The organism is Sphingomonas citri, from assembly GCF_019429485.1.
Taxonomy (GTDB): Bacteria; Pseudomonadota; Alphaproteobacteria; order Sphingomonadales; family Sphingomonadaceae; genus Sphingomonas; species Sphingomonas citri.
The window spans coordinates 24,844-49,719 of the sequence record NZ_JAHXZN010000001.1 but is presented as its reverse complement, the minus strand read 5'-3'; the positions used below and the strand labels follow the sequence as shown (position 1 = coordinate 49,719).

Sequence of the window (24,876 nt, the reverse complement as noted above, 5' to 3'; positions counted from 1 at the left end):
GGACAGCAAGCCGCGCGCCCTACAGCGCGCGCGCGGCAAAGTCAAAGTACGGCGGAGTGGTGCTACGCCGCGGCGGGCGGGTCGGCGATCATCGCGGTGAAGTTCGCCTCGGCGGCGACCGCGCCGTCGATCCTCGCGACACCGGCGAACTTGCACACCGCGCTGCGCTTCTGGACGAACTCGACCTCGAGCGAGAGCAGCACGCCGGGCTCCACCGGCTTGCGGAACTTCGCGCCCTCGATCGCCATGAAATAGACCAGCTTGCCCGAGCCGGCGAGGCCGAGGCTCTCGACCGCGAGCACGCCAGCGGCCTGTGCCAGCGCCTCGACGATCAGCACGCCCGGCATGATCGGGCGGCCGGGGAAATGCCCCTGGAAGAAGCTCTCGTTCATCGACACCGCCTTGGTGGCGCGGATCGAGCGGTCGCGCACCAGCGTCTCGACGCGGTCGACCAGCAGCATCGGGTAGCGATGCGGCAGCAGCGCCATCACGCGGGTGACGTCGAGCGGGCCGATCGGCCCGCCCGACTCACCGTCCGCCCCGCCGGGCGACTGACCGAGCGGGGCGTCGCTCATCGGCCGGTCGGCGCGCGATTGTTGGTCGCGGGCGCGGGCGTGGCGGCCGGCGCCGCGGCGGCGGCGCCGCCGTCCTGCTGGCCCGGCTGCCAGTTGGCCGGCGGCGTGATGCCGACGGTCGGTACGGTGCGGTCGAGCTCGGCGGTGATCGCCGAGGTGATGTCCGCGGTCGGGTTGGCGAACAGCGCCGCGTTCGGGCGCAGCAGCAGGCTCACGTTCTTGGCGCGCGCCGCGGCGCTCACCGCGTCCTGCAGCTTGGCCGAGATCTGCTCGATGGCGTAGGACTGCGCGCGCGAGGCGGGCGCGGTGAGGCGCTGCAGCTCGGCGTTGGCGGTCTGCTCGCGGGTCTGGATCGCCTGCGCCTGGGTGCGCAGCGAGGCCTCGGTCGCGCCGGGGGCGGCGGCGGCCTTCTGATAGGCGGCGACGAGCGGCTGGAGCTCGGTCTGGATCGCCTGGCGACGCGTGTTCGCCTGATCGAGCTGCGCCTTGTACTGCGTCTGGATCTGCGTGCGCGCGGTCGCCCAGGCCTTGGAATTGGCGACCGCCGCCTCGGGATCGGCGACGGCGACGCCGCCGACCTGCGCGGTCGCGGCCGGAGCGGTCAGCGTCGCCGGCGCGACGAGCGCGACGGCGAGCAGGAGGTGCTTGAAGGTGGTCATCAGAACTGAGTCCCTACGTTGAAGGTGATGAGCTTCTTGTCGTCGCCGGGCTGGGTCAGCAGCGCCTTGGCGAGATCGATGCGGAGCGGGCCGAACGGCGAGTTCCAGTTGACGCCGATGCCGACCGAGAGGCGCGGCCGCGCCGAGTCGCCGAGGAACGTCTCCTGGAACGGCTGCGAGGCGATCTGCGGGTTGTTCGCGATCACGCCGTTGCAGCTGCCATTGGCGCCCGGAATGCCGGCGGCGCAGGTGGTGGAGACGCTGAGACCGTCGGCATTGGTGTAATAATAGAGTGGTTGCTTGGCATCGTTGTACACCGGCAGCGGCAATACCACCGTATTGCCGTTCGCGTCCGTGGTCGTCGGGAACACCGCGGTCGGCAGCGGGCGGGTGATGTTGAAGAGGCTGCCGACCTGCGCGTAGATCGACGGTCGCAGCCCGAGCTCGCGCGCGCCCGAGCCGAGCGGGATCTCTATCTCGAAGCGGCCCAAGTAATACGCCGTGCCGCCGAGCGCGTCGTCGATGATCTGGTCGCGGTCGGTGACGAGCACCTGCGCGCCATTGGCGTCGGTCGTGTAATATTGCCGCTTCACGCGCGGCCCCACGCCGCGGATGTCGAAGCCGCGGAACTGCGGCTCGCCGAGGTAGAAGCGGTCGGTGATGCGGACGCGATCGACCCCCTCGCCGCGCGATTTCTCGAGCGAGCGGATATAGCCGCCCTCACCCACGACCGAGGCGATGAACCCGCCGCCGATGTTCCAGAACTTCGAGCCCTCGACGCGGGTACGGACGTATTTGACCGAGCCGCCCAGTCCGGCGAAATCCTGGCTGAACACGAAGCGCTGGCCCGCGGTCGGGCGCAGGCGGCTGTTGAGGCTGTCGTAGATCAGCGAGTAACCGACCATCGAGGTGAGCCGGTTGCCCAGCGCCTCGCACAGGTAGCGCCCGGCCTTGAGCGGGTCGCACGAGCCGTTGGTGAAGAAGGAATTCTGGTCCAGCCCGACCTTGTCGTAGGAGAAGGTGTAACGACCGGCGAGCTGCCAATATTCGGTCAGCGGCACGCCGGTGCGGACCTGGAACCCGGTCGACACCTGGCTGTAGGTGGTGCGGCGATCGGTGCCGTAGAAGTTGAACGAGTTATAATCGCGGCGGAACAGGTCGACCCCCAGCGCGATGTTCTTGTCGAACACGTAGGGCTCGGTGAAGCCCAGCTCGATCGACTTGGAATAGCTGGAATAGTTCACGCCGGCGCGGAGCGTCTGCCCCTTGCCGCGGAAATTGTTCTGCGTGATGTTCGCCTGGATGATGAAGCGCTCCAGGCTCGAGAAGCCCGCCGAGAGCTGGAGTTCGCCGGTGGATTTCTCCTCGACGTTGGCCTCGAGCACGACGCGGTCGGCGGCGCTGCCGGGCGTCTGCTTGATCTCGAACTTGTCCTGGAAATAGCCCAGGCTGTTGATGCGGTCCTGCGAGCGCTTGACCTGGAAGCTGTTGAAGGCATCGCCCTCGGCGAGGCGGACCTCGCGGCGCACCACCTTGTCCTGCGTCTGGGTGTTGCCGGTGATGTCGATCCGCTCGACATAGGTGCGCTGCGCCTGGCCGATGTGGAAGTTGATCGACATCGTGTGCGCTTCGGAGTCGCGCTGGAAGTCGGGCTGCACCTCGGTGAAGGCATAGCCGAACAGCCCGGCGGTCTCGCTGAGATGCTCGACCGTGTCCTCGACCAGTTTGGCGTTGTACCAGTCACCCTTCTTGATGCCGAGCGTGGTCGCCATCTTCTTGCCGTCGAAGTCGCGGATGTCGCTGTCGACGGTGACGTCGCCGAACTTGTAGCGCTCGCCTTCCTCGACGACATAGGTGATGATGAAGTCCTTGCGGTCGGGCGTCAGCTCCGCCACCGCCGAGGTGACGCGGAAGTCGGCATAGCCCTCCGTCAGGTAGAATTGCCGCAGCTTCTGCTGGTCGTAGGCGAGCCGGTCCTGGTCGTAGGACGTGCCCGACGAGAGGATGCGGAAGAAGCGCGCCTCCTTGGTGGCCATCTGCGCGCGTAGCTTGCCGTCGTCGAAGACCTTGTTGCCGATGATGTTGATCTGGCGGACCTTCGACTTCGGCCCCTCGCTCACCTCGAAGATCACGTCGACGCGATTCTGGTCGAGGCTGACCATCTTGGGCTGCACCGTCGCGGCGAAGCGGCCCTGGCGTCGGTACAGCTCGATGATCCGCGCGACGTCGGCGCGCACCGCCGAGCGGGTGAAGATCTGGCGCGGCTTGAGCCGCACCTCCTTGCCGATCTTGTCTTCCTTGAGGCGCTTGTTGCCCTCGAAGATGACGCGGTTGATGATCGGGTTCTCGCGCACGCGGATCACGATATTGCCGGTCGCGGCGCCGTCGATCGTCACGTCGGCGAACAGGTCGCTGGCGTATAGGTCCTTGATCGCCTGGTCGAGCGTCTCGTTGGTATAGGGCTGGCCCTGGCGCAGCTTGGTGTAGCTCAGCGCCGTCTCGGGCTCGATCCGCTGCGTCCCCTCGACTCGCAGCGTGGTGATGGTGCGCGCGGCCTGCGGCGCCGGCGCGGCCGTGGCGGCGGGTGGCTGCGCCGCCGGGGTTGCCGGAGTCGCGGCGGGCGCGGGACGGGTCTGCGCCGCGGCGGCGAGCGGCACGCCGGCCAGCATCGTGCAGCCCAGCAAGGTCGCCGAGGCACGCGCCCGCGAAGTTGAAACGTTCAGCACCGTCACCTAAATCCCACCCGAGAGTAACCGCCACGCATGCGGGCCGCGTCGCCCTGCCTTACCTTGCTCACCCGATCAAGCCGGCCAGCTGCTGCCACAGCCCGCGGTTGCTGAGGTCGTTGAACGTCACCAGCAGCATCAGCGCGAGCACCGCCGCCAGCCCGCCCCGGAACGCCCATTCGACCAGCTGCGGCGGTGCCGGTTTCCGCCGCACCGCCTCGATCGCGTAGAAGAGCAGATGGCCGCCATCGAGCATCGGCACTGGCAAAAGATTGATGAACCCGAGATTGATCGACACGAGCGCGACCAGGAAGACGAACGCGTCCGGTCCCAACGTGAGCTGCTCGCCCGAGGCCTTGGCGATCGAGAGCGGCCCGCCCAGCTCCTTGACCGAGCGCCGCCCGGTGACGATCTGGCCGATCGTCTCGACCATCATTCCGACGATCTGTCCGGTGCGCCGCACCGCGACGACCGGTGCCTCGAACGCGCCGACTTCGGTGATCACCGGCGTCGTCGGCGCGATGCCGAGCAGGCCGACACGATATTCGTTGCCGAAGCGATCGCGCTGCAGCTGCGTGCCGATCGTCGCGTCCACCGCGGCGGCGCGGCTGCCCCGGACGTAATCGACGCGGACGCGCTCGCCCGCGCGGATCTTCACGTACCGGACCATGTCCTCGAACGTGTCCATCTCGCGCCCGCCGAGCGCGGTGACCCGGTCACCCGCGCGCAGGCCGGCGGCCGTGGCGGCGGTGCCGGGCAGCGCCTCGCCCACCACCGCTGGCGTGCGCGCGTCGCCATACGCCAGCGCGAAGCCGGCGAGGATGAGCACCGCCAGTACGAAATTGACGACCGGGCCGGCGGCCACGACGATCGCGCGCTGCCACACCGGCTTGGCCTGGAAGGTGCGCGCGCGCTCCTCCGCGGGCAGCGCGAGCCACTCGGGGCCGGGCTGGCTCGCCGGGTTCATGTCGCCGGCGAAGCGGACGTACCCGCCGAGCGGCAGCCAGGCGAGCTTCCACCGCGTGCCGCGGCGATCGGTCCAGCCGGCGATCTCGCGCCCGAAGCCGATCGAGAAGGCCTCGGCGTGCACCCCGAACCAGCGCCCGGCGAGATAATGGCCCATCTCGTGGACGAAGACGAGCGGGCCGATCACCAGGACGAAGGCCAGAGCGGTGATCAATACGCCAGGAGTCTGGATCAAGCGACGCAATCCTTCACGCGCTCGCCGGCTCTCCTTCGCGCTTCCGCGTCGATCGCGAGCACCGCGTCGAGCGTCTCCGGCGCGGCCGGGTCGTAGCGTTGTAGCGTATCGTCGACGATTGCGGCAATTTCAAGAAAGCCGATCGCGCCCGCCAGGAAAGCGGCGACCGCCACCTCGTTCGCGGCGTTGAGGATCGCCGGCCGCGCCCCGCCCGCCTCGGCGGCGTCGCGCGCGAGCGTCAGCGCGTGGAAGCGCAGCGCGTCGGGCGCCTCGAAGTCGAGCCGGCCGAGCTTCACGAGATCGAGCGGCGCCATCGGCGTCGCCATCCGCTCGGGCCAGGCGAGGCAGTGCGCGATCGGCACGCGCATGTCGCTCGGGCCGAGCTGCGCCAGCATCGAGCCGTCGACGTAATCCACCATCGAGTGGATCACCGACTGGCGGTGGATCACGATCTCGATCCGCTCGGGCGGCACCGGGAACAGCCGCGCCGCCTCGATCAGCTCGAGTCCTTTGTTCATCATCGTCGCGCTGTCGACCGAGATCTTGGCGCCCATCGACCAATTCGGGTGCGCCACGGCCTGCGCGGGCGTCACCGCCGCCATCTGCTCGAGCGTCCAGTCGCGGAACGGCCCGCCGCTCGCGGTCAGGATGATCCGGCGGACGTTATCGGGGCGGGTCGGGTCGAGGCACTGGAACACCGCGTTGTGCTCGCTGTCGGCGGGCAGCAGCGTGGCGCCGTGGGTCGCCGCGGCGGCGGTGATGATGTCGCCGGCGGAGACCAGAGGCTCCTTGTTGGCCAGCACCACCGTGCCGCCGCGCTCGATCGCCGCCAGCGTCGGTCGCAGCCCGGCGCAGCCGACGATCGCGCCCATCGTCCAGTCCGCGCCCAAGGCGGCGGCGTCGCATATCGCCTGTGCGCCCCCTGCCACCGCGGTGCCTGTACCGGACAGCGCGTCGCGCAGCGCGGGCAGGCACGACTCGTCCGCCACCACCGCCAGCTCGGCCCCGGTGCGCCGCGCCGCCGCGGCGAGGCGCTCGACGTCGCAATTGGCGGTGAGCGCGACGACGCGGAAGCGATCGGGCTCGCGCTCGACGAGGTCGAGCGTCGAGGTGCCGACCGAGCCGGTCGCCCCCAGGATCGAGACGGTCCTCACCCGAACGCGCCCAGCGAGACGACCAGCAAGGCCGCCACCGGCGCCACCGGCACCAGCCCGTCGAGCCGGTCGAGCACGCCACCGTGGCCCGGCAGGATGTTGCCCGAGTCCTTCACGCCGGCGCGGCGCTTGAGCCAGCTCTCATAGAGGTCGCCCGCCTGCGCCAGCACCGCGAGCAGCGGCGAGGCGAGCGCCAGCACCAGCGGCAGTCCCGCGGCCGCGTGCAGCAGCGCACCCAGCGCGGTGGCCGCCGCGGCGCCGCCGATCAGCCCGGCCCAGGTCTTGTTGGGGCTGAGCCGCGGCGCCAGTTTGGGCCCGCCGATCGAGCGGCCCGCGAAGAAGGCGCCGATGTCGCACGCCCAGACCAGCGACATCGCCCAGAAGGTCTCGAGCAGCCCCTCGCCCTGCCTCCGCAGCACCACCAAAGCGAGCACCGGCAGCGCGCAATAGACCACGCCGAGCGCGAGCTGCGGCAGCCGCGTGACGATGGCGACGAAGAAGGCCGCGCCCGCGATCAGCCCGAGCGTGAAGAAGGGCCGCGGCTCGATGATCAGCCACGCCGGCGCCATCGTCGCCAGCGGCACGCTCAGCGCGAATTGCGCCAGCCGCTTGGTCTTGGGCGGTACCTTCTCCAGGTCCGACCATTCCGCCATCATGAACAGCGCGATCACCACCGCGAGCAGCCAAAAGGCGATATCGCCCAGCACCAGCGCGACGCTCGCCACCGCGATCATCGCGACGCTGGCGATCATTCGCAGACGCAGGTTGGAAGGGGTACGCAGCTTGGCGTCGGGCGTCGGCTCGGTCATGCGGGCCGCGTCACAGCCCGCCGTAGCGGCGCTGGCGCTTGCCGAACGAGTCGAGCGCGGCGGCGAGCGCGGCGGCGTCGAAGTCGGGCCACAGCGTGTCGACGAACAGCAGCTCGGCATAGGCCGCCTGCCAGAGCAGGAAATTGGACAGGCGCTGCTCGCCCGAGGTGCGGATCAGCAGGTCGAGCGGCGGCAGGTCGCGCGTCTCCAGCTCGGCCTCGATCGCGGCGGCGTCGATCGTCTCGGGCGCGAGGCCGTCACGCGCGGCGCGCTCGGCGAGGCGGCGGGCGGCAGTGACCAGCTCGGCCTGCGCACCATAATTGAGCGCGATCGCGAGGATCGGCCCGGTGTTGGCGGCAGTGCGCTCCAGCGCGTCGTCGACCAGCTCGACCACGTCGGCGGGGAAGCGGCGGTAGTCGCCGAGCACGCGCAGCCGCACGTTCTCGCGCACCAGCTCCGCGAGATCGTTGCGGATGAAGAATTTGAGCAGCTTCATCAGCGCGCCGACCTCGTCCTCCGGGCGGCGCCAGTTCTCCGAGGAGAAGGCATAGAGCGTCAGCGCTTCCAGCCCCATCGCGCGCGCGGCGCGGGTGACCGAGCGCACCGCCTCGACGCCGGCGCGATGGCCGGCGGCACGCGGCAGGTGGCGCTGCGCCGCCCAGCGGCCGTTGCCGTCCATGATGATGGCGACGTGGCGCGGCAGCACCGCGGGCGCCTCGCGCGGCATCGCGGCGGTCGCCATCACCCCTCCCCCCCAGGCGCGAGCGACGTCACTTGTTGAGGATTTCCTTTTCCTTCGCGGCCGAGACCGAGTCGATGTCGGCGATCGTCGCGTCGGTCAGCTTCTGCACCTCGGTCTCGAGCCGCTTGCGCTCATCCTCGGAGATCACGCCCTTCTTCTCGTCAGTCTTGAGCGCGTCCATGCCGTCGCGGCGGACGTTGCGCACCGCGATCTTGGCCTTCTCCGAATACTGCCCGGCGAGCTTGGCGAGTTCCTTGCGGCGCTCCTCGGTCAGGTCAGGGATCGGCAGGCGCAACGTCTGGCCGTCGTTGATCGGATTGAGTCCGAGCCCGGCGGAGCGGATCGCCTTCTCGACCGGGCTGACGTTGGTCTTGTCCCACACCTGAACCGACAGCATGCGCGATTCCGGTACCGACACGGTTGCCACCTGGTTGAGCGGCATGTGCGCACCGTACACTTCGACCGTCACCGGATCGAGCAGCGAGGTCGAGGCGCGGCCGGTGCGAAGCCCGCCGAGGTCACCCTTGAGCGACTCCACCGCGCCGTTCATGCGGCGCTCGAGGTCGTTCTTGTCATACGCGGGCATCGGTCGTCTCCACTTCCTTCTGCACCACCGTCGAGACACCTTCGCCGCGCAGCACGGCAGCGAAATTGCCGTGCTCGCGGATGTTGAACACGACGATGGGAATGTTGGAATCCCGGCACAGCGCCACCGCGCTGGCGTCCATCACCTTGAGGTTCTTGGCCAGCACCATGTCGTAGCTGACCGTCTCGTAGCGGGTCGCCTGCGGGTCCTTCTTCGGATCGGCGTTGTAGACGCCGTCGACCGAGGTGCCCTTGAACAGCGCGTCGCAGTTCAGCTCGGCGGCGCGCAGCGCGGCGCCCGAATCGGTGGTGAAGAAGGGCGAGCCCACCCCGGCGGCGAAGATCACGACACGCCCTTTTTCCAGGTGGCGCTCGGCGCGGCGGCGGATGAAGGGTTCGCACACCGAGTGCATCGGGATCGCCGACTGGACGCGCGTGTCGACGCCGATCTGCTCGAGCGCGTTCTGCACCGCGAGCGCGTTCATGACGGTGGCGAGCATGCCCATGTAATCGGCAGTGCCGCGCTCGAAGCCCTTGGCCGCGGCGGCGAGCCCGCGGAAGATATTGCCTCCGCCGACGACGATGCACAGCTCATAGCCCTGCGCCTTCACGTCGGCGATCTCCTCCGCGACGCGGGCGGTGACCGCGGGATCGATCGCGAGACCGCCCTCGCCCATCAGCACTTCGCCGGAGAGTTTCAGCAGGATGCGTTTGTAGCGGGGCTGGGTCATCGAGTCTCGTTGTACAGGGGGCGGAGCGGCGCGGACCCTAGGCGGCGGGTCGGCGGCTGGCAATGGGTTGACACAGTCGGGGAGCCGGGAGGCGCGTCCAGACGCGCCGCGCCATCCTGCCGTTATCGGCGCCATTGCCGTCACTGCCGTCACTGCCGTTACTGCCGCCATCCCGAACTCGTTTCGGGATCCACGGTGCCGCGCACCCAGGAGCGGCGGCTCTTGCGTAAGAGTGGATCCTGAAACGAGTTCAGGATGACGGCGGGTTGAGGGGGCAAGTCAGCCACATCACTCGCTATCCACGGATGGGAGTGGATCGCCTCTCCAAAAACGCGAACCGCCGCCCCGGCACGTTGCCGGGGCGGCGGCGCATCATCCTAGACGGACGATCCGGCGTCAGACCGGCTGCGGCACGCCCGAGGCGGCGGCGACCTCGGCGGCGAAGTCGGAGACCTCCTTCTCGATGCCCTCGCCGAGCTGGAAGCGGACATAGTCCACCAGCTTGATCTCGGCGCCGGCATCCTTGCCCGCCTTGGCGACGACGTCGCTGATCTTGGTCTTGCCGTCCATCACGAACAGCTGGCTGACCAGCGCGTGCTCCTTGCGGTACTTGGCGATCGAACCCTCGACCATCTTGGCGATGATGTCGGCCGGCTTGCCCGACTCACCCGCCTTCTCGGCCGCGATCGCGCGCTCGCGCTCGATCTCGGCCTCGTCGAGGTCCTCCTCGTTGAGCGCCTTGGGGAAGGCCGCCGCGATGTGCATCGCCAGCTGCTTGCCGAGGCCCTGCAACACCTCGTCCGACGCCGCGCTCTCCAGCGCGACGAGCACGCCGATCTTGCCCAGGCCCGGCGCCTGCTGGTTGTGGACATAGGCCACGACCGCCCCCTGGCTCACCGAAAGCGAGCGCGCGCGACGGATCGACTGGTTCTCGCCGATCGTCGCGATGTTGTTGGTCAGCGCCTCGGCGACGGTGGTGCCCGACGGCATCTGCGCCGCCTTGATCGCCTCGACGTCGCCGCCGCTGGCGAGCGCGATCTGGGTGACCTCGCGGACGAAGTTCTGGAACTGCTCGTTCTTGGCGACGAAGTCGGTCTCCGAGTTGACCTCGACCGCGGCGCCCTTGGTGCCGCTCACCGCGACGCCGACCAGGCCCTCGGCCGCGGTACGGCTCGACTTCTTCTGCGCCGCCGCGAGGCCCTTGGTGCGCAGCCAGTCCAGCGCGGCGTCCATGTCGCCCGAGGTCTCGCTGAGCGCCTTCTTGCAGTCCATCATGCCCGCGCCGCTCTTCTCGCGCAGGTCCTTGACCATCGCTGCCGTGATATCGGCCATCGTCTTGTCCTCAGCTGGTTTTTGCATCGACGCGCGACGATCGGTGAATCGCCGCGCGCCGAGGGGAAATGAGGGAGGCCGCGGCTTAGGCAGCCTCCGTGACAATCGTGCGTCCGCGCGAGGGCCGCCCGCGCGGACACGCGGGTCAGGCGGCGGCGGGCTCGGCCGCGGGCGTCTCGACCGTGAGCGCCTCCTCGGCGGGCGGCTCGCTCATCGCGCCCAGGTCGACGCCACGGCCGGCCTGCTGCTGCTGGTTGCCGCGCGTCGCCGCGATGGCGATCGCCTCGCAATACAGGCGGATGGCACGCGCCGCGTCGTCGTTGGCGGGCACCGGGAAGGCGATGCCGTCGGGCGACACGTTCGAGTCGAGGATCGCGACGACCGGGATGCCGAGCGTGTTGGCCTCCTTGATCGCGAGCTCCTCCTTGTTGGCGTCGATCACGAACATCACGTCCGGGATGCCGCCCATGTCGCGGATGCCGCCGAGCGACAGCTCGAGCTTGTCGCGCTCGCGGGTGAGCTGCAGCACCTCCTTCTTGGTCAGACCGGCGGTGTTGCCCGACAGCTGCTCCTCGAGCGCCTTGAGGCGCTTGATCGAGTTGCTGATCGTCTTCCAGTTGGTCAGCATGCCGCCGAGCCAGCGGTGGTTGACGAAATGCTGGCCGGCGCGGCGCGCCGCCTCGGCGACCGGCTCCTGCGCCTGGCGCTTGGTGCCGACGAACAGCACCTTGCCGCCCGAGGCGACCGAGGAGCTGACGAAGTCGAGCGCGCGCGCGAACAGCGGCACGGTCTGCGACAGGTCGATGATGTGGACACCGTTGCGCTCGCCGAAGATGTAGGGCTTCATCTTCGGATTCCAGCGGTGCGTCTGGTGGCCAAAGTGAGCGCCGGTCTCAATGAGCTGCTGCATCGTGACGACAGGTGCCGCCATAATTGAATTCCTTCCGGTTAAGCCTCTGGGAAGCGAGTGACGCGGCCTCGAAGGCGGCGCACCGGTGTGTGTGTTGCTTCCCATGCGGGGTTGAGGGGCGCGCCTTAGCCGATCGGCCGAACGATCGCAAGCGGGAGAACAAACGCTTGACAGGCGTGAACATAGTTGGAACAAGACGGTGGAACACAGGGTGAACGGCAGAAGCACGGTAAGAACGTTTCGATGCCGGATCGGACCAGTACCGATCTGACATTGATCTCGGAACCCTCTGGCAACGCGGAGGTTCTACTGGCCAAGCCGCGGAACGGGAGTCGAACAATGATGACGGTGATGACCCTCGCGATCTTCGGCGGCGCGCTCTCGACCGCAGGCTATGCGCTCCACGCGACGCTGGCGCCCAGTCTCGACAAGATCGTCGGCGCGCTGCGCGGCGAGATGGCGGTGGCGCGCCCGGCCCCGCTCGCGACGCTGGTACGTGCCGAGCGGCGGATCGCGGTCAGGCGCTGGGCGGGGTCGGCGGTGCCGGCAGTGGCGCCGCTCCGCCAGCGCGGAGCCGCCTGACCCGCGTGTAGCTCGCGACGCTGAACGGCATGGCGAGCAGATAAGCGATGCCCGCGGCCGCGGCGGTCTGCCACGGCGCGCTCACCGCCGCCGCCCCCACCGCGACCACGACCGCGATCGCCTCGAAGCGGATGTTGGGGCGCAGCCGCAGCGACGACCAGGAGAAGGTCGCGAGGCTCGACACCATCAGCAGCGCGATGCCCACTGTCCAGGGCGCCACCAGCCGCGGGTCGCGCAGCAGCGGCTCGTCGGTGACGAACCACAGGAACAGCGGCAGCATCGCCAGGCCAGCCCCTGCCGGTGCGGGCACGCCGGTGAGGAAGCCGGCCGATTTGTGTGGCTGGTCGTCGGCGTCGATGTTGGCGTTGAAGCGCGCCAGTCGCAGCGCACAGAAGACCGCGAGCACCAGCGCCGCCATCCAGCCGAAGCGCGGCAGCGCGTGGAGCGACCACAGATACAGGATCAGTGCGGGCGACACCCCGAACGAGATCGCGTCGGAGAGCGAGTCGAGCTCGGCACCGAACCGGCTCTCGCCGTGGAGCATGCGCGCGACGCGTCCGTCGAGCCCGTCGAGCACGCCGGCGAGCAGCACCATCGTCACCGCCAGCTCCCAATGGCCCGAGATCGCGAAGCGGATCCCCGACAGGCCGGAGCAGAGCGCCAGCGCGGTCACCGCGTTGGGCGCGACCGCGCGCAGCGGGAGTCCGCCGGGCGGGCGACGGAGCGGGCGGCGGACGGGGCGGCGCATGCTTACTGCGCGACGCCGCTGACGCGCTCGGCGCCGAAGCGCGCCAGCACGGTCTCGCCCGCGATCGCGCGCTGGCCGAGTGCCACCTGCGGCGCATAGCCCTCGGGGAGGTAGACGTCGACGCGGCTGCCGAAGCGGATCAGGCCGACGCGCTGGCCGGCGGCGACGATGTCGCCGATCTTGGCGAAGCCGACGATGCGGCGTGCCACCAGCCCCGCGATCTGGGTGAAGCCGACGCGGCGCCCGTCGAAGCCCTCGACGACGAAATGCTGGCGCTCATTCTCCTCGGACGCCTTGTCGAGGTCGGCGTTGAGGAACTTGCCCGAGATATACACTACCTGGCGGATCGTCCCCGCGATCGGCGAGCGGTTGATATGGACGTCGAACACCGACATGAACACCGACACGCGCACCATCGGCATCTCGCCGAGGTCGCCGATCAGCTCGCGCGGCACGGGCACGCGCTCGATCATCGTGATTAGCCCGTCGGCAGGCGAGACGATCAGATCGTCGCCCACTGGCGTGGTGCGCACGGGATCGCGGAAGAAGGCGGCGACCCAGAGAGTGAGACCCAGGAACGGCCAGAAGAACACCTTGGACACGATCGTCATCAGCAGCGTGATGCCGAAGGCGATCGCGGTGAACTTCTGTCCTTCGGGGTGGACGGCGGGAAAGCGCCACTTCACGGTCGTGGTGACGACCGGCGGCTTGTCGAGCGAAGTCATCGCTTCGTCCTATCGACCGGCGCGCGCGGTGACAACGCGCTTGCTCGCCGGCGTCACCGTCACAGGTTAGTCGTCCGGCACCAGCGGTAATGCGCGCCGGCGCGCAGGTCGGTGTAGCTGGTGCGGCTATCGACGCGGATCTTGAGCCGCTCGGCGGCGCGATACTGGCGCGGCCCGCCATATTGCACGCAGCTCTGCCGCAGCGTGTAGCGCTGGCCGATCCGGGCGAGCACGCGGGCGTGGCACTGGCCGGCCTTGCTCGAGCCGATCCCGTCGCCCTGATAGTCGCGCAGCGCCACGTTCGGCGCGCCGCGGCACGGCGTCCCGGTCTCGACATAATAGCCGCGGGTGAGCGGCAGCGTGTCGGCGAGCGCCGGGGCGGGGAGCAGGACGGCGAGGAGAGCGGGATAGCGGATCGTTCGCATCACGATACGAACGGCGGTGCGAGCGAAAGGCTCCCGCGGCATCGCGGCCGAAACCTCCCATCTTCTGGTTCGAGCTGTATCCCCCTCCCCGCGTCATCCTGATTTCGTTTCAGGATCCACCGTCCGGCAGGCACCGCCGTCGCTGAGTGTGCGGCGCGATGGATCCTGAGGCGAGCTCAGGATGACGGGGGAGGAGAGAGGCGCGAGCTTCCACCCCCCGGTTGATCCCCCGCGCCCTTGCCCCTATCGACCGCGGCAACGCTTCTCAGCAAGGACACCGGCATGGCCAAGATCAAGGTGAAGACGCCCGTCGTGGAGATCGACGGCGACGAGATGACTCGCATCATCTGGGAGTGGATCCGCGAGCGCCTGATCAAGCCCTACCTCGACATCGACCTCGACTATTACGACCTCGGCATCGAGCACCGCGACGCCACCGACGACGCCGTCACGGTGGAGAGCGCCAAGGCGATCCAGAAGTATGGCGTCGGTGTGAAATGCGCCACGATCACGCCCGACGAGGCGCGCGTCGAGGAGTTCGGCCTCAAGAAGATGTGGCGCTCGCCCAACGGCACGATCCGCAACATCCTCGGCGGCGTGGTCTTCCGCGAGCCGATCGTGATGAAGAACGTGCCCCGCCTGATCCCGGGCTGGACCCACCCGATCGTGGTCGGCCGTCACGCCTTCGGCGATCAGTATAAGGCGACCGACTTCAAGGTGCCCGGCAAGGGCAAGCTGACGATGAAGTGGGAAGGCGAGAGCGGCGAGACGATCGAGCACGAGGTGTTCGACTTCCCGTCTGCCGGCGTCGCAATGGGCATGTACAACCTCGACGAGTCGATCCGCGACTTCGCGCGCGCCTCGCTCAACTACGGCCTGGGCCGCAACTGGCCGGTGTATCTCTCGACCAAGAACACCATCCTCAAGGCCTATGACGGCCGCTTCAAGGACATCTTCGCCGAGGTGTACGAGAGCGAGTTCGTCGACCAGTTCAAGGCCGCCGGCATCGTCTACGAGCATCGCCTGATCGACGACATGGTCGCCTCCGCGCTCAAGTGGAACGGCGAGTTCGTCTGGGCCTGCAAGAACTATGACGGCGACGTTCAGTCCGACCAGGTCGCGCAGGGCTTCGGCTCGCTCGGGCTGATGACCTCGGTGCTGATGACCCCCGACGGCAAGACGATCGAGGCCGAGGCGGCGCACGGCACCGTCACCCGCCACTATCGCCAGCACCAGCAGGGCAAGGCGACCTCGACCAACCCGATCGCCTCGATCTTCGCCTGGACCGGCGGGCTCAAGTATCGCGGCAAGTTCGACGGCACGCCCGACGTCACCCGCTTCGCCGAGACGCTGGAGCAGGTCTGCGTCGAGACGGTCGAGAGCGGCGACATGACCAAGGACCTCGCGATCCTGATCGGGCCGGACCAGAAGTGGATGACCACCGAGCAGTTCTTCGAGGCGGTGCGCGTCAACCTCGAGAAGAAGATGGCCGCCTGGGCCTGAGCTGACAGAGGGCGGCGCGTTCCGGCGCGCCGCCCTCCTGGATCGCTAGACGTGCGCGAGGCAGGGTGCCGAGCGCGGATGCGTCGCCTCGCCCTTCGCGACGCCGGCGGAACGGAAGGAGCAACGAGGGCTCGTCGCCGATCTCCTTTCGACGATCCTTCGTGATGGCCGCGAAGGCGGGAGCCATAAACGCCGGCGTCGCGGCTCCTTCTCAGGTCCGCGCGTCTGGACTCCCGCCTTCGCGAGGATGACGGGCTCGGGAGATCGGCAGCGGGCCACCGGCGACGACCAACCCATCCGCCGGCCCCGCACTTTTTCTCTCGGCACAACGCGACAAGCGCGCTCGATCCCGCTTACAACCCCGATCATGGCAATCGGACTTCAGAATGAGGGCTTCAGCGACGCGCTCGTGATCCTCGGCGCGGCGGGGCTGGTCATTCCGGCGTTCGCGCGTTTCCGCATCAGCCCGGTGATCGGGTTCATCCTCGTGGGCGTGCTCGTCGGTCCCGCCGGGCTCGGCGCGCTCGTGCCGCGCGCGCCATGGCTCTACTATCTCACCATCTCCGATCCCGAGGCGATCGAGCCCTTCGCCGAGTTCGGGATCGTGCTGCTGCTCTTCTCGATCGGGCTAGAGCTCTCCTTCAGGCGCCTGTGGGCGATGCGACAGCTCGTCTTCGGGACCGGGCCGATGCAGTTGCTCGGCTCGGCGCTGCTGATCGGCGTCACCCTCCACTATCTCGGTCAGAACTGGAGTGGCTCGGCCGGGCTCGGGCTCGCGCTCGCGCTGTCGAGCACCGCGCTGGTGCTGCCGCTGGTCGGCACGTCCAGCCCGGTCGGGCGCGGCGCTTTCGCCATCCTGCTGTTCCAGGATCTCGCGCTGGTGCCGATCATCTTCTCGCTCGGCGCGATGGCGCCGACCGCGGCGGCCGGCTGGGTCGGTATCGCCGGCGTCGCGCTGCGCGGCGCGCTCACGGTGATGGCGATGTACGTCGGCGGGCGGCTGGTGCTGCCCCGGCTGTTCGCGCAGGCGGCGCGCACCAAGAGCCCCGAGCTGTTCCTCGCCGCCTCACTGCTGGTGGTGATCGTCGCCAGCGTCGCCACCACCGCGGCGGGGCTGTCGCCGATCGTCGGCGCGCTGCTCGCCGGCCTGCTGATCGCCGAGACCGAGTATCACAGCGAGGTCGAGGTGATGACCGCGCCGTTCAAGGGCCTCGCGCTCGGCGTGTTCCTGATCACGGTGGGAATGAGCCTCGACCTCAAGCTGATCCTCGCGAACTGGGGGTCGCTGCTCGCCGCGGTGATCGGGGTGGTGAGCGCCAAGGCGGTGGTGACCTACCTGCTGCTGCGCGTCGCCAACGCGCGTCGCGGCATCGCGCTGGAGACCGGCCTGCTGATGGGCAGCCCGTCCGAGACGACGCTGATCGTGCTCGCCACCGCCGCGCAGGCGCAGCTGATCCTCGGCTCCACCGCCGCCTTCTGGCAGACCGTCACCGCGATCGGGCTGACGATCACGCCGCTGCTCGCCAAGCTGGGTCGCGTCGTGTCGCGCCGGATCGAGGGACGCGACCCCCTGCCCGACGCGGTCTCGGCCGAGCAGGGCACGCGCGCGGTGGTGTTCGGCTTCGGTCGCGTCGGTCAGCTCGTCGCCGACATGCTGGCGCGCCACCAGCAGCCGTTCGTCGCGGTGGAGGCCGACATCGACGCGGTCGCGGAGGCGCGCGCCGCGGGCTATCCCGTGGTGTTCGGTGACGTCTCGCGCGCCGAGCTGATCGATCGGCTCGATCTCGCCAGTGCGCGCGCGCTGATCCTGACGATGGACGATCCGGTGCTGACGGTGCGGCTGGCGCGGCGGCTGCGCGAGTCCTTCCCCGACCTGCCGATCATCGCGCGCGCGCGCGACACGGTCCACGCCGCTGAGCTCTACAAGGCCGGCGTCACCGACGCCGTCCCCGAGACGCTGGAGAGCTCGCTACAACTGTCCGAGGCGGTGCTGGTCGATCTCGGCGTGGCAATGGGGCCGGTGATCGCCTCGATCCACGACAAGCGCGACGAGCTGCGCCAGACGATCCGGCGCGTCGCGATGCTCGACCGCGAGCCGCGCATCCGGCGGCTCCGACGGAGCGACGAGATCGAGCCGGCCTGACCCGCGATGCCGATCAGCCGCGATTTTGCCGCAGAAACGAGCTAGCGGGCGCGCGATGAGCTCGCCTCCCGCCTCCTCTGCCGCCGACGGCGGCACGCCCTCGCCGCGCGTCGCCTTCTTCAGCGGCAACTACAATTACGTGCGCGACGGCGCCAACCAGGCGCAGAACCTGCTTGTCGGCCACCTGCTCGACCGCGGCGTGGCGGTGCGAGTCTACTCGCCGACCACGCCAACCCCCGCGTTCGAGGCGCGCGGCACCGTCGTCGACGTGCCCGCCATCCCGATGCCCGGCGGCCGCGGCGAATATAAGCTCGGGCGTGGCCTGCCCGCGCGCCCGCGCCGCGACCTGGAAGCGTTCGCGCCCAATATCGTCCACGTGTCATCGCCCGAGTTCCTCGGCCATGCCGCGGTGACCTGGGCGCGGCGACACGGCATCCCGGTGGTGTCGGCGGTGCACACGCGCTTCGAGACCTACTTCGAATATTACGGCCTCGCCGTGGTGCAGCCCGCGATCAAGTGGATCCTGCGCCGTTTCTACGACCGTGCCGACCGCGTGCTGGTGCCGACGCCGTCCATGGCGGAGGTGATCCGCGGGCTCGGCGTGACGACTCCGGTGTCGCTCTGGGGCCGCGGCGTCAACCATCGCCGCTTCCACCCGTCCGCGCGCGACCTGGCGTGGCGACGCTCGCTCGGTATCGCCGACGACGAACTGGCGATCGGCTTCCTCGGGCGACTGGTGCTGGAGAAGGGGCTCGGCGTCTTCGCCGACGTGCTGGCGCGGCTCGATGCCATGGAGATCAGGCACCGCGTGCTCATCGTCGGCAAGGGGCCCGCGCGCGACTGGTTCGCCGAGCGCGTGCCGCAGGCCGCCTTCGCCGGCTTCCAGAGCGGCGACGACCTCGGCCGCGCGGTGGCGTCGATGGACCTACTGTTCAACCCGAGCGTCACCGAGACCTGGGGCCAGGTGACCTCGGAGGCGATGGCCGCGGGCGTGCCGGTGGTGGCGGCGCGCGCGACCGGCGCGGTCGACCTGCTCGACGACGGCGTCACCGGGCTGCTGGTGACGCCGCAGGACATCGAGGGCTATGCCGCCGCGATCGCGACTCTGGCGCGCGACCCGGCGCGGCGACGCGCGATGGGCGAGGCCGCGCACGAGCACGCCAAGAGCTTCCGCTGGGACACCGCCAACGAGGCGGTGCTTGACGTGTACCGCGAGCTGCTGGCGGGGCGGTGACGCGGTCGACGACTTTCGCTCGCGACGCTCTCGTACCTAATCGTGCCCCGGCGAAGGCCGGGGCCCAGCTGGGAAGGCCGAGGTGAGAGCCACCATCGTCCTCCCAACTGGGCCCCGGCCTTCGCCGGGGCACAAGGCGAGACGGTGGTGGTGAGGCCGGCCAGCGCCTCGTGGCTGAGCCGGCTGTGATCCCTCCTCAGCCCTCGCGCCAGTCGAAGGTGAGCGGCGCCTCGCGGAAGGCGAAGCGGTCGAGGTGGCTCGACACCACCTCGCGCATCCGCGCCACGTCCTCGCCCTCCGGCACGGTGAGCACCACGTCGAGCGTCTCGCTGTCGGCGCGCATCGCCAGGCGCGCGCCGTTGGGGAAGTCGATCTCGCCCTCCTCCGCCGAGTAGCGCACCGTCATCTTGTGGCTCCAGTGCTTGGCGAGCTGCTGGAGATAGCGGCTCGCCGAGTGCGTCGGCACGCGCGCGACCGAGACGCTCACTTCCGCCGCTCGATCGTCTGCGCCAGCGCGTCGATCAGCGCGGCGACCTGGAACATCTCCTCCTCGTCGGCCGTGCCGTGCAGCCGGTTCTGCACCGCGTGGCGCAGGTTGTGGAGCGCGCGCCGCACGGGGGCGTGGTCGCCGCGCGAGCGTTCGGCACCGAGCCCGGTGAGCCGCTCGAGCAGTGTCGCCACCTCCGCCGCCTTCTCCGCGAGATGGGCGCGCCCCCCGTCGGTCGCGGCGAAGCGCTTGCGCGCGCCTTCGCTCGCCTGCTCCTCGATCTGCTCCATCTCGGCGAGCATCGACAGCGCGGGATAGACCACTCCCGGGCTAGGCGCATAGGCGCCGCCGGTGAGGTCCTCGATCGCCTTGATCAGCTCATAGCCGTGGCGCGGCTCGTCCGCGATCAGCTTGAGCAGCACCAGCCGCAGCTCGGCGCCGTCGAACATCCGCCGACGCCCGCCGCCGCGCGCCGCCTCGTCCCAGCGGGTGGCGAACTCCGCGGCGACCCGCTCCCAGCCGCCGCCGCGACCGCCGCGCGAACCGCAGCCGCGCCCCATGCCACCGTGGCGGCCGTGTCCGTGCATCTGTCCAAACATGATCGACTCCTTTATGCGATGCGCTCAAGATATATCGTACAGCTCTTTCGTCAAGATGGTCTGCGATATATCGTCAGATCGCGAGATGACGCGCCGGCCGCGTGCGCCTACATCGGCGCGATGGCCGACCTGTTCGCCGGGCTCGACCCGGCCGCTCCCCCCGACCCGCCCGCCGCGGCCGACGCGCCGCTCGCCGACCGGCTGCGTCCGCGCGCGCTCGACGAGGTCGTCGGGCAGGACCATCTCACCGGCGCCGAGGGCGCGATCGGGCGGATGGTGGCGGCGGGGCGGCTCTCGTCGATGATCTTGTGGGGGCCGCCCGGCACCGGCAAGACCACGATCGCGCGGCTGCTCGCCCAGGCGGTGGGGCTGCGCTTCGCCGCCATCTCGGCGGTGTTCTCGGGTGTCGCCGACCTCAAGAAGGCCTTCGCCGAGGCGCGCGACCATGCCCGGCTGGGCAAGCGCACCCTGCTCTTCGTCGACGAGATCCACCGCTTCAATCGCGCGCAGCAGGACGGCTTCCTTCCTTACGTCGAGGACGGCACGGTGACGCTGGTCGGCGCCACCACCGAGAATCCGTCGTTCGAGCTCAACGCCGCGCTGCTCAGCCGCGCGCAGGTGCTGATCCTCCACCGGCTCGACCGTTCCGCGCTGGAGCAGCTGATCGCGCGCGCCGAGACCGAGGTCGGCCGCGCGCTGCCGCTCGACCCCGCCGCGCGCGACGCGTTGGTGGCGAGCGCCGACGGCGACGGGCGCTTCCTGCTCAACCAGGTCGAGACGCTCTTCTCGGTCGACCTACCTGCCCCGCTCGACCCGGCCGGCCTGTCGAGCTTCCTCCAGCGCCGCGTCGCGGTCTATGACAAGGACCGCGAGGGGCATTACAACCTCATCAGCGCGCTGCACAAATCGATCCGCGGCTCGGACCCGCAGGCGGCGCTCTATTATCTCGCGCGGATGCTCACCGCTGGTGAGGAGCCGCTCTACCTGCTGCGCCGGCTGACGCGTGCCGCGGTGGAGGACATCGGGCTCGCCGACCCGCAGGCGCTGGCGCAATGCCTCGCCGCCAAGGAGGCCTATGACTTCCTCGGGTCACCCGAGGGCGAGCTGGCGATCGCGCAGGCCTGCGTCTATCTCGCCACCGCGCCCAAATCGAACGCGGTCTATGCCGCGCAGAAGGCGGCGTGGAAGGTGGCGCGCGAGACCGGCTCGCTGATGCCGCCCGCCAACATCCTCAACGCGCCGACCAAGCTGATGAAGCAGATCGGCTATGGCGCGAACTACGAATATGACCACGACAGCGAGGGCGGCTTCTCGGGCGCGACCTACTGGCCCGACGAGCTGCCGCCGCAACGCTTCTACGCGCCGACCGATCGCGGCTATGAGAAGCGCGTTGCCGAGCGGCTCGCCTGGTGGGATGAGCGGCGGCATGCGCACCGCGACTAAGCTCCTCCTCTCCGCCCTGCTCGCCGCACCCGCCGCGGCGCAGTCGCCGCAATCTGTGCGCTACGACGACCACCAGCGTTACGCGCGCGCGATCGCGGCGGGGTACAAGGCCTACAATCTGTGCGACGGGCTGTACACTGCCGGGCGCAGCGAGCGCTCGGTCGAGACGCTCGAGCTACGCGGCATCTATCCGGAATATGACGCGATCGTGCCCACGCTGGCGGCGCGGGTGGACCGACCGGCGCGGACGGTGAGCGTCGCCTTCGATCCCGCTCAGCCGCCGCGACACGCCAGCTGGGCGGCGGGCACGGGCTGCACGCTCGCGCCGATCGGTGCCGAGGCGATCGCGCGCGCTCCGGCGCCCGGACTGCCGCGCGCACCCGGACCCGACCCGCGGCGCTGGCCGCTCGGCGACGCCGGCATCGCCCCCCGCCCCGCGCCCGCGCTAGCCGGTGCGGTGGCGCGCGCGTTCGAGGGCGCGTACGGGCGCGGCACCGAGACGCTCGGCGTCGTCGTGCTGCGCGACGGTCAGGTGGTCGCCGAGCGCTACCGCGAGGGCTTCGGCCCCTATGTCCCCAACCGCACCTGGTCGGTGGCGAAGAGCATCACCGGCACGTTGGTCGGCATGAGCGGGGTCGACCCGCTGCGCCCCGCGTCCGTGCCCGAATGGCGCCGCCCCGGCGACCCGCGCGCGCGGATCACGCTCGACCAGCTGTTGCGGATGAGCTCGGGGCTCCACAGCGACACCGCCGGCAACCGCACGGACGCGCTGTATTTCGGCGGTACCGCCGTGACCGAGCAGGCCACCGGCTGGCCGCTGTCGTCGCGCCCGGGCACGCACTTCCGCTACGCCAACAACGATATCCTGCTCGCGGTGCGGGCGCTGCGCGCGTCGCTCGGCGAGGCGCGCTATCGCGAACTGCCCGGGCGGCTGCTCACACCGCTGGGCATGCGGCACACGGTGGTCGAGAGCGACTGGCAGGGCAATTACCTGCTCTCCAGCGCGGTATGGACCACCGCGCGCGACCTCGCCCGGCTCGGCCAGTTCTGGCTTCAGGACGGCGTGTGGCAGGGGCGGCGCCTGCTGCCCGCCGGCTGGATGCGCTACATGACGACGCCGCGCCTGCCTCAGCCCGAGCGCGACGAGGGCTACGGCGCCTCGATCTGGCTGTTCGGCCCGCGCCAGGGACTGCCCGCGGGGAGCTACTCGGCGCAGGGCAATCGCGGACAATATGTCATGGTGGTGCCGTCTGAGCGGCTCGTGATCGTTCGCCGCGGCGAGGATCCGACCGGCGCGCGCTTCGACGTCGCGCGCTTCACCGCGGACGTGATCGCGGCGCGGTGAGCGCGCCGCCGCCCGGCCGCTTCACCGAGTTCGTCGCGATCGACTGGTCGGGGGCGCGCGGCCGCCGCCACCGCGGCATCGCGGTAGCGCGCTGCGGCCTGGGCGACGACGCGCCCGCGCTGGTCACCCCGTCGGGCCGCGACTGGTCACGCGCGGAGGTGCTCGACTGGCTGCTCGCGCGGCGCGACCGCGCCATGCTGGTCGGCTTCGATTTCAGCTTCTCCGCACCGTTCATCGCGCGCGGCGCGCATCTGCCCGGCGAGACCGAGACGAACGACGCGCCGGCATTGTGGCGCTACGTCGACGAGGCGAGCCCGGACGACGACCTCGGCGCCGCGTCCTTCCTCGAGGCGCGGCGCGGCCGCCACTTCTATCTCGGCGCGGCCGACGGCGCCAAGCGCGACTTCCTCCACTGGCGCGTGTGCGAGGTGGCGCACGACGGCAGCACCAAGCCCTCCACCGTCTATGACGCGATCGGCGCCGCGCAGGTCGCCAAGGCGAGCTTCGCGGGCATGCGCCTGCTCCACCACCTCGACGGGCGTATCGCGGTCTGGCCGTTCGACGCGGTGCCGCCGACGGGGGCGCTGGTGGTGGAGATCTACACCGCGATCGCCGCGCGTGCCGCGGGTCTGCGCAAGGGACGGAGCAAGCTGCGCGACGCGGCCGCGCTCGACGCCGCGCTGGCGGCGCTCGGCAGCATGCCCCACGCGCCGCTCGCGCGCTACGACGACCATGCCACCGACGCGATCCTCGCTGCCGCCTGGCTGCGCACGCGCGTGAACGAACCCGGTCTGTGGCAGCCGAGGGGGCTCACCGCGGCGGTGGCGCGGACCGAGGGCTGGACCTTCGGCGTCGGCTGACGCATGAGGGCCGCCGCGCCGGTTTAGCTCAGCTGGTAGAGCAGCGGTTTTGTAAGACGTTCTTTCCCCTGGAAAAAGTGGCGGAAATCTGCGGATTTCTGCCGGTTCGATAGCCAGTGTGGGGATTTGTGTGGGGATTTTTCGCCGGGCCTCCGTAAGGGGTTCCGCGCATCTCGCTGAGCAGTCTCCTAGTACGCGTGAGCTGTTCGCTATGTGTTAGGTGGAGGGGCCGCTCGCTTGCCTTTCAACCGCGTGCAACCGACGTACCCGCAGATCTCTAAGGCAGCGTTCACCGGTTCAACCGGAATGGTGTCGTCTTCTAGGCTTTAACCGCTCGCCTCCAGATGGAGCAGCTTGAGCCGCTCAACCATCTCGTACTAGTAAAGCGACGCGCGTTCTCGTTGGGTAGGGGGATGCTTGCACCGCTAAGCGCTAGCAAGCGAAGTGACACTGATTGGTCATCGGGCAAGAAGACGGGTATTTTCGGGGGGGATGAGTCACGTGAAGACTGAGGTGACGCCGAAGATCAAGAGCGGATTCTTCTTGAATGAAGTAGAGCTAACCCGCATCAAAGACGCCCAAAACGAACAGATAAAGAAAGCGTCGGGCGGTATCGACGCCGCTTTCAAATACGCTGTGAAATACAGGAACGGGGTGATTGCAGACCACGCTAGCGTTTCGGAGATAGTCAGCGAAGAAAACGACGGCACGCGGGCTGTTGTGAGGATGAGCTTGAAAGCGATTAATCCTGTCGATCCTGAATGTTACGTGGAGGTGACATTCAGCGATGTTGCATATGAACAAAATTCAGACAGCATCCCAATATCATTTGCAGTCTCATCCAACGACAAGGATTGGACCTTTGTGACGGCGTCCACCATTGAAGAGCGGATAGATAAGGTAAAAAGCTCAAAAATCCGAAACGCTTTCTCCGCAAAAAACTTTGTGCGAGCCTTCCCATTGATCGGTGTCAGCGCTTTGTCCGCCATGACATTCATGATGGAATCGGCCACCGACCGCAAAATCGAACGAATAAAAGAGATCAGAAGAACCTCTCGGACCTTAGCAGAATACATCTTCAGAGTAGACACCATGCGTTCAACAGAAAGCGACATGACATACTACTTCATGCCTCTTGTCTTGTTGCCGATGTTTCTGCTTTTACTGTCTGATCCTTTAGAGAAACTTTTAAGACCTTTGTTTCCGCGGTACGTATTTTACTGGGGAGACAATATTCCTCGTCAAGATCGACGAATTGCTATGCTTAAAGTCCTTGGAGGCGGAGTGGTTCTTGCCATCATCGTCGGTGTAATTGGAAATTACATCTATGATCGGCTACCAGGACACTGAGTACCGGA

Annotated in this window: 24 protein-coding genes; 8 read left to right on the top strand and 16 right to left on the bottom strand. The window is 68.9% G+C overall.

Annotated elements, in window-relative coordinates; all coding sequences use genetic code 11:
- Window positions 1-62 precede the first annotated feature (62 nt).
- From fabZ to rpsB, 11 genes are all read right to left on the bottom strand, one after another.
- Window positions 63-575, bottom strand: a complete 513-nt coding sequence (fabZ, locus tag KZ820_RS00250; RefSeq protein WP_219746753.1) for a 3-hydroxyacyl-ACP dehydratase FabZ — start codon at window positions 573-575, stop codon at window positions 63-65.
- Entirely contained in the window at window positions 572-1,234 is a 663-nt protein-coding gene (locus KZ820_RS00245; protein ID WP_219746752.1) for an OmpH family outer membrane protein, read from the bottom strand. The genes fabZ and KZ820_RS00245 overlap by 4 nt, the downstream gene beginning before the upstream one ends.
- Window positions 1,234-3,966, bottom strand: a complete 2,733-nt coding sequence (gene bamA / locus KZ820_RS00240) for an outer membrane protein assembly factor BamA (RefSeq protein WP_444547587.1) — start codon at window positions 3,964-3,966, stop codon at window positions 1,234-1,236. The genes KZ820_RS00245 and bamA overlap by 1 nt, the downstream gene beginning before the upstream one ends.
- Window positions 3,967-4,027: 61 nt before the next feature.
- A complete protein-coding gene (locus KZ820_RS00235) occupies window positions 4,028-5,161 on the bottom strand; it encodes a M50 family metallopeptidase (RefSeq protein WP_219746751.1) in 1,134 nt (377 codons plus the stop codon).
- Window positions 5,158-6,315, bottom strand: coding sequence for a 1-deoxy-D-xylulose-5-phosphate reductoisomerase (locus KZ820_RS00230; RefSeq protein ID WP_219746750.1), 1,158 nt, complete (start codon window positions 6,313-6,315; stop codon window positions 5,158-5,160). Before KZ820_RS00230 ends, KZ820_RS00235 begins: the two co-directional genes overlap by 4 nt.
- The gene (locus KZ820_RS00225) at window positions 6,312-7,124 is read right to left on the bottom strand and encodes a phosphatidate cytidylyltransferase (RefSeq protein ID WP_132907761.1); all 813 of its coding nucleotides are present in this window, start codon (window positions 7,122-7,124) and stop codon (window positions 6,312-6,314) included. Before KZ820_RS00225 ends, KZ820_RS00230 begins: the two co-directional genes overlap by 4 nt.
- Before the next feature lie 10 nt (window positions 7,125-7,134).
- Complete coding sequence (locus tag KZ820_RS00220) at window positions 7,135-7,866, bottom strand: isoprenyl transferase (RefSeq protein WP_219746749.1); 732 nt, start codon at window positions 7,864-7,866, stop codon at window positions 7,135-7,137.
- Between the two features lie 28 nt (window positions 7,867-7,894).
- Entirely contained in the window at window positions 7,895-8,452 is a 558-nt protein-coding gene (frr, locus tag KZ820_RS00215; protein WP_219746748.1) for a ribosome recycling factor, read from the bottom strand.
- Window positions 8,439-9,182 (bottom strand): UMP kinase, encoded by a 744-nt coding sequence (pyrH, locus tag KZ820_RS00210; protein WP_219746747.1) that lies wholly within the window; start codon window positions 9,180-9,182, stop codon window positions 8,439-8,441. Before pyrH ends, frr begins: the two co-directional genes overlap by 14 nt.
- 396 nt (window positions 9,183-9,578) lie before the next feature.
- Entirely contained in the window at window positions 9,579-10,514 is a 936-nt protein-coding gene (gene tsf / locus KZ820_RS00205) for a translation elongation factor Ts (RefSeq protein ID WP_183920024.1), read from the bottom strand.
- A gap of 145 nt (window positions 10,515-10,659) precedes the next feature.
- Entirely contained in the window at window positions 10,660-11,445 is a 786-nt protein-coding gene (gene rpsB / locus KZ820_RS00200) for a 30S ribosomal protein S2 (protein ID WP_132907756.1), read from the bottom strand.
- Window positions 11,446-11,775: 330 nt separating this feature from the next.
- Between rpsB and KZ820_RS00195 the strand changes: the two genes are divergently transcribed.
- Window positions 11,776-12,006: a hypothetical protein gene (locus tag KZ820_RS00195; protein WP_219746746.1), complete on the top strand. Its 231-nt coding sequence runs from the start codon at window positions 11,776-11,778 to the stop codon at window positions 12,004-12,006.
- Here KZ820_RS00195 and KZ820_RS00190 read toward each other — a convergent pair.
- From KZ820_RS00190 to KZ820_RS00180, 3 genes are read right to left on the bottom strand one after another with little or no spacing between them, the layout of a single operon-like run.
- Window positions 11,942-12,754, bottom strand: a complete 813-nt coding sequence (locus tag KZ820_RS00190) for a CDP-alcohol phosphatidyltransferase family protein (RefSeq protein ID WP_219746745.1) — start codon at window positions 12,752-12,754, stop codon at window positions 11,942-11,944. The genes KZ820_RS00195 and KZ820_RS00190 overlap by 65 nt on opposite strands.
- 2 nt (window positions 12,755-12,756) lie before the next feature.
- A complete protein-coding gene (locus tag KZ820_RS00185; protein WP_219746744.1) occupies window positions 12,757-13,479 on the bottom strand; it encodes a phosphatidylserine decarboxylase in 723 nt (240 codons plus the stop codon).
- A 59-nt stretch (window positions 13,480-13,538) separates the two neighbouring features.
- Entirely contained in the window at window positions 13,539-13,904 is a 366-nt protein-coding gene (locus tag KZ820_RS00180; RefSeq protein WP_219746743.1) for a hypothetical protein, read from the bottom strand.
- A 282-nt stretch (window positions 13,905-14,186) separates the two neighbouring features.
- Here KZ820_RS00180 and KZ820_RS00175 point away from each other — a divergent pair, with 282 nt between their 5' ends.
- The 3 genes from KZ820_RS00175 to KZ820_RS00165 all read left to right on the top strand — a co-directional run bounded on the left by KZ820_RS00175 (window position 14,187) and on the right by KZ820_RS00165 (window position 18,784).
- Window positions 14,187-15,407 carry an NADP-dependent isocitrate dehydrogenase gene (locus tag KZ820_RS00175; protein WP_219746742.1) on the top strand — a complete coding sequence of 407 codons (1,221 nt, stop codon included), beginning with the start codon at window positions 14,187-14,189 and terminating at the stop codon, window positions 15,405-15,407.
- Between the two features lie 367 nt (window positions 15,408-15,774).
- A complete protein-coding gene (locus KZ820_RS00170; protein ID WP_219746741.1) occupies window positions 15,775-17,550 on the top strand; it encodes a cation:proton antiporter domain-containing protein in 1,776 nt (591 codons plus the stop codon).
- Window positions 17,551-17,605: 55 nt separating this feature from the next.
- A complete protein-coding gene (locus KZ820_RS00165) occupies window positions 17,606-18,784 on the top strand; it encodes a glycosyltransferase family 4 protein (protein ID WP_219746740.1) in 1,179 nt (392 codons plus the stop codon).
- A 196-nt stretch (window positions 18,785-18,980) separates the two neighbouring features.
- On the opposite strand, the gene KZ820_RS00160 is transcribed toward KZ820_RS00165, so the two are convergent.
- Complete coding sequence (locus KZ820_RS00160) at window positions 18,981-19,271, bottom strand: DUF2218 domain-containing protein (protein ID WP_219746739.1); 291 nt, start codon at window positions 19,269-19,271, stop codon at window positions 18,981-18,983.
- Window positions 19,268-19,870 carry a PadR family transcriptional regulator gene (locus KZ820_RS00155; RefSeq protein ID WP_219746738.1) on the bottom strand — a complete coding sequence of 201 codons (603 nt, stop codon included), beginning with the start codon at window positions 19,868-19,870 and terminating at the stop codon, window positions 19,268-19,270. The genes KZ820_RS00160 and KZ820_RS00155 overlap by 4 nt, the downstream gene beginning before the upstream one ends.
- A gap of 120 nt (window positions 19,871-19,990) precedes the next feature.
- Between KZ820_RS00155 and KZ820_RS00150 the strand changes: the two genes are divergently transcribed.
- The 4 genes from KZ820_RS00150 (at window position 19,991) to KZ820_RS00135 (ending at window position 24,868) form a co-directional block, all read left to right on the top strand.
- On the top strand, window positions 19,991-21,313 hold the full coding sequence (locus KZ820_RS00150) for a replication-associated recombination protein A (RefSeq protein WP_219746737.1): 1,323 nt from the start codon (window positions 19,991-19,993) through the stop codon (window positions 21,311-21,313).
- Window positions 21,297-22,658: a serine hydrolase domain-containing protein gene (locus tag KZ820_RS00145; RefSeq protein WP_219746736.1), complete on the top strand. Its 1,362-nt coding sequence runs from the start codon at window positions 21,297-21,299 to the stop codon at window positions 22,656-22,658. Before KZ820_RS00150 ends, KZ820_RS00145 begins: the two co-directional genes overlap by 17 nt.
- A complete protein-coding gene (locus tag KZ820_RS00140) occupies window positions 22,655-23,518 on the top strand; it encodes a hypothetical protein (RefSeq protein WP_219746735.1) in 864 nt (287 codons plus the stop codon). The genes KZ820_RS00145 and KZ820_RS00140 overlap by 4 nt, the downstream gene beginning before the upstream one ends.
- A gap of 501 nt (window positions 23,519-24,019) precedes the next feature.
- Complete coding sequence (locus KZ820_RS00135; protein WP_219746734.1) at window positions 24,020-24,868, top strand: hypothetical protein; 849 nt, start codon at window positions 24,020-24,022, stop codon at window positions 24,866-24,868.
- Window positions 24,869-24,876: the final 8 nt, after the last annotated feature.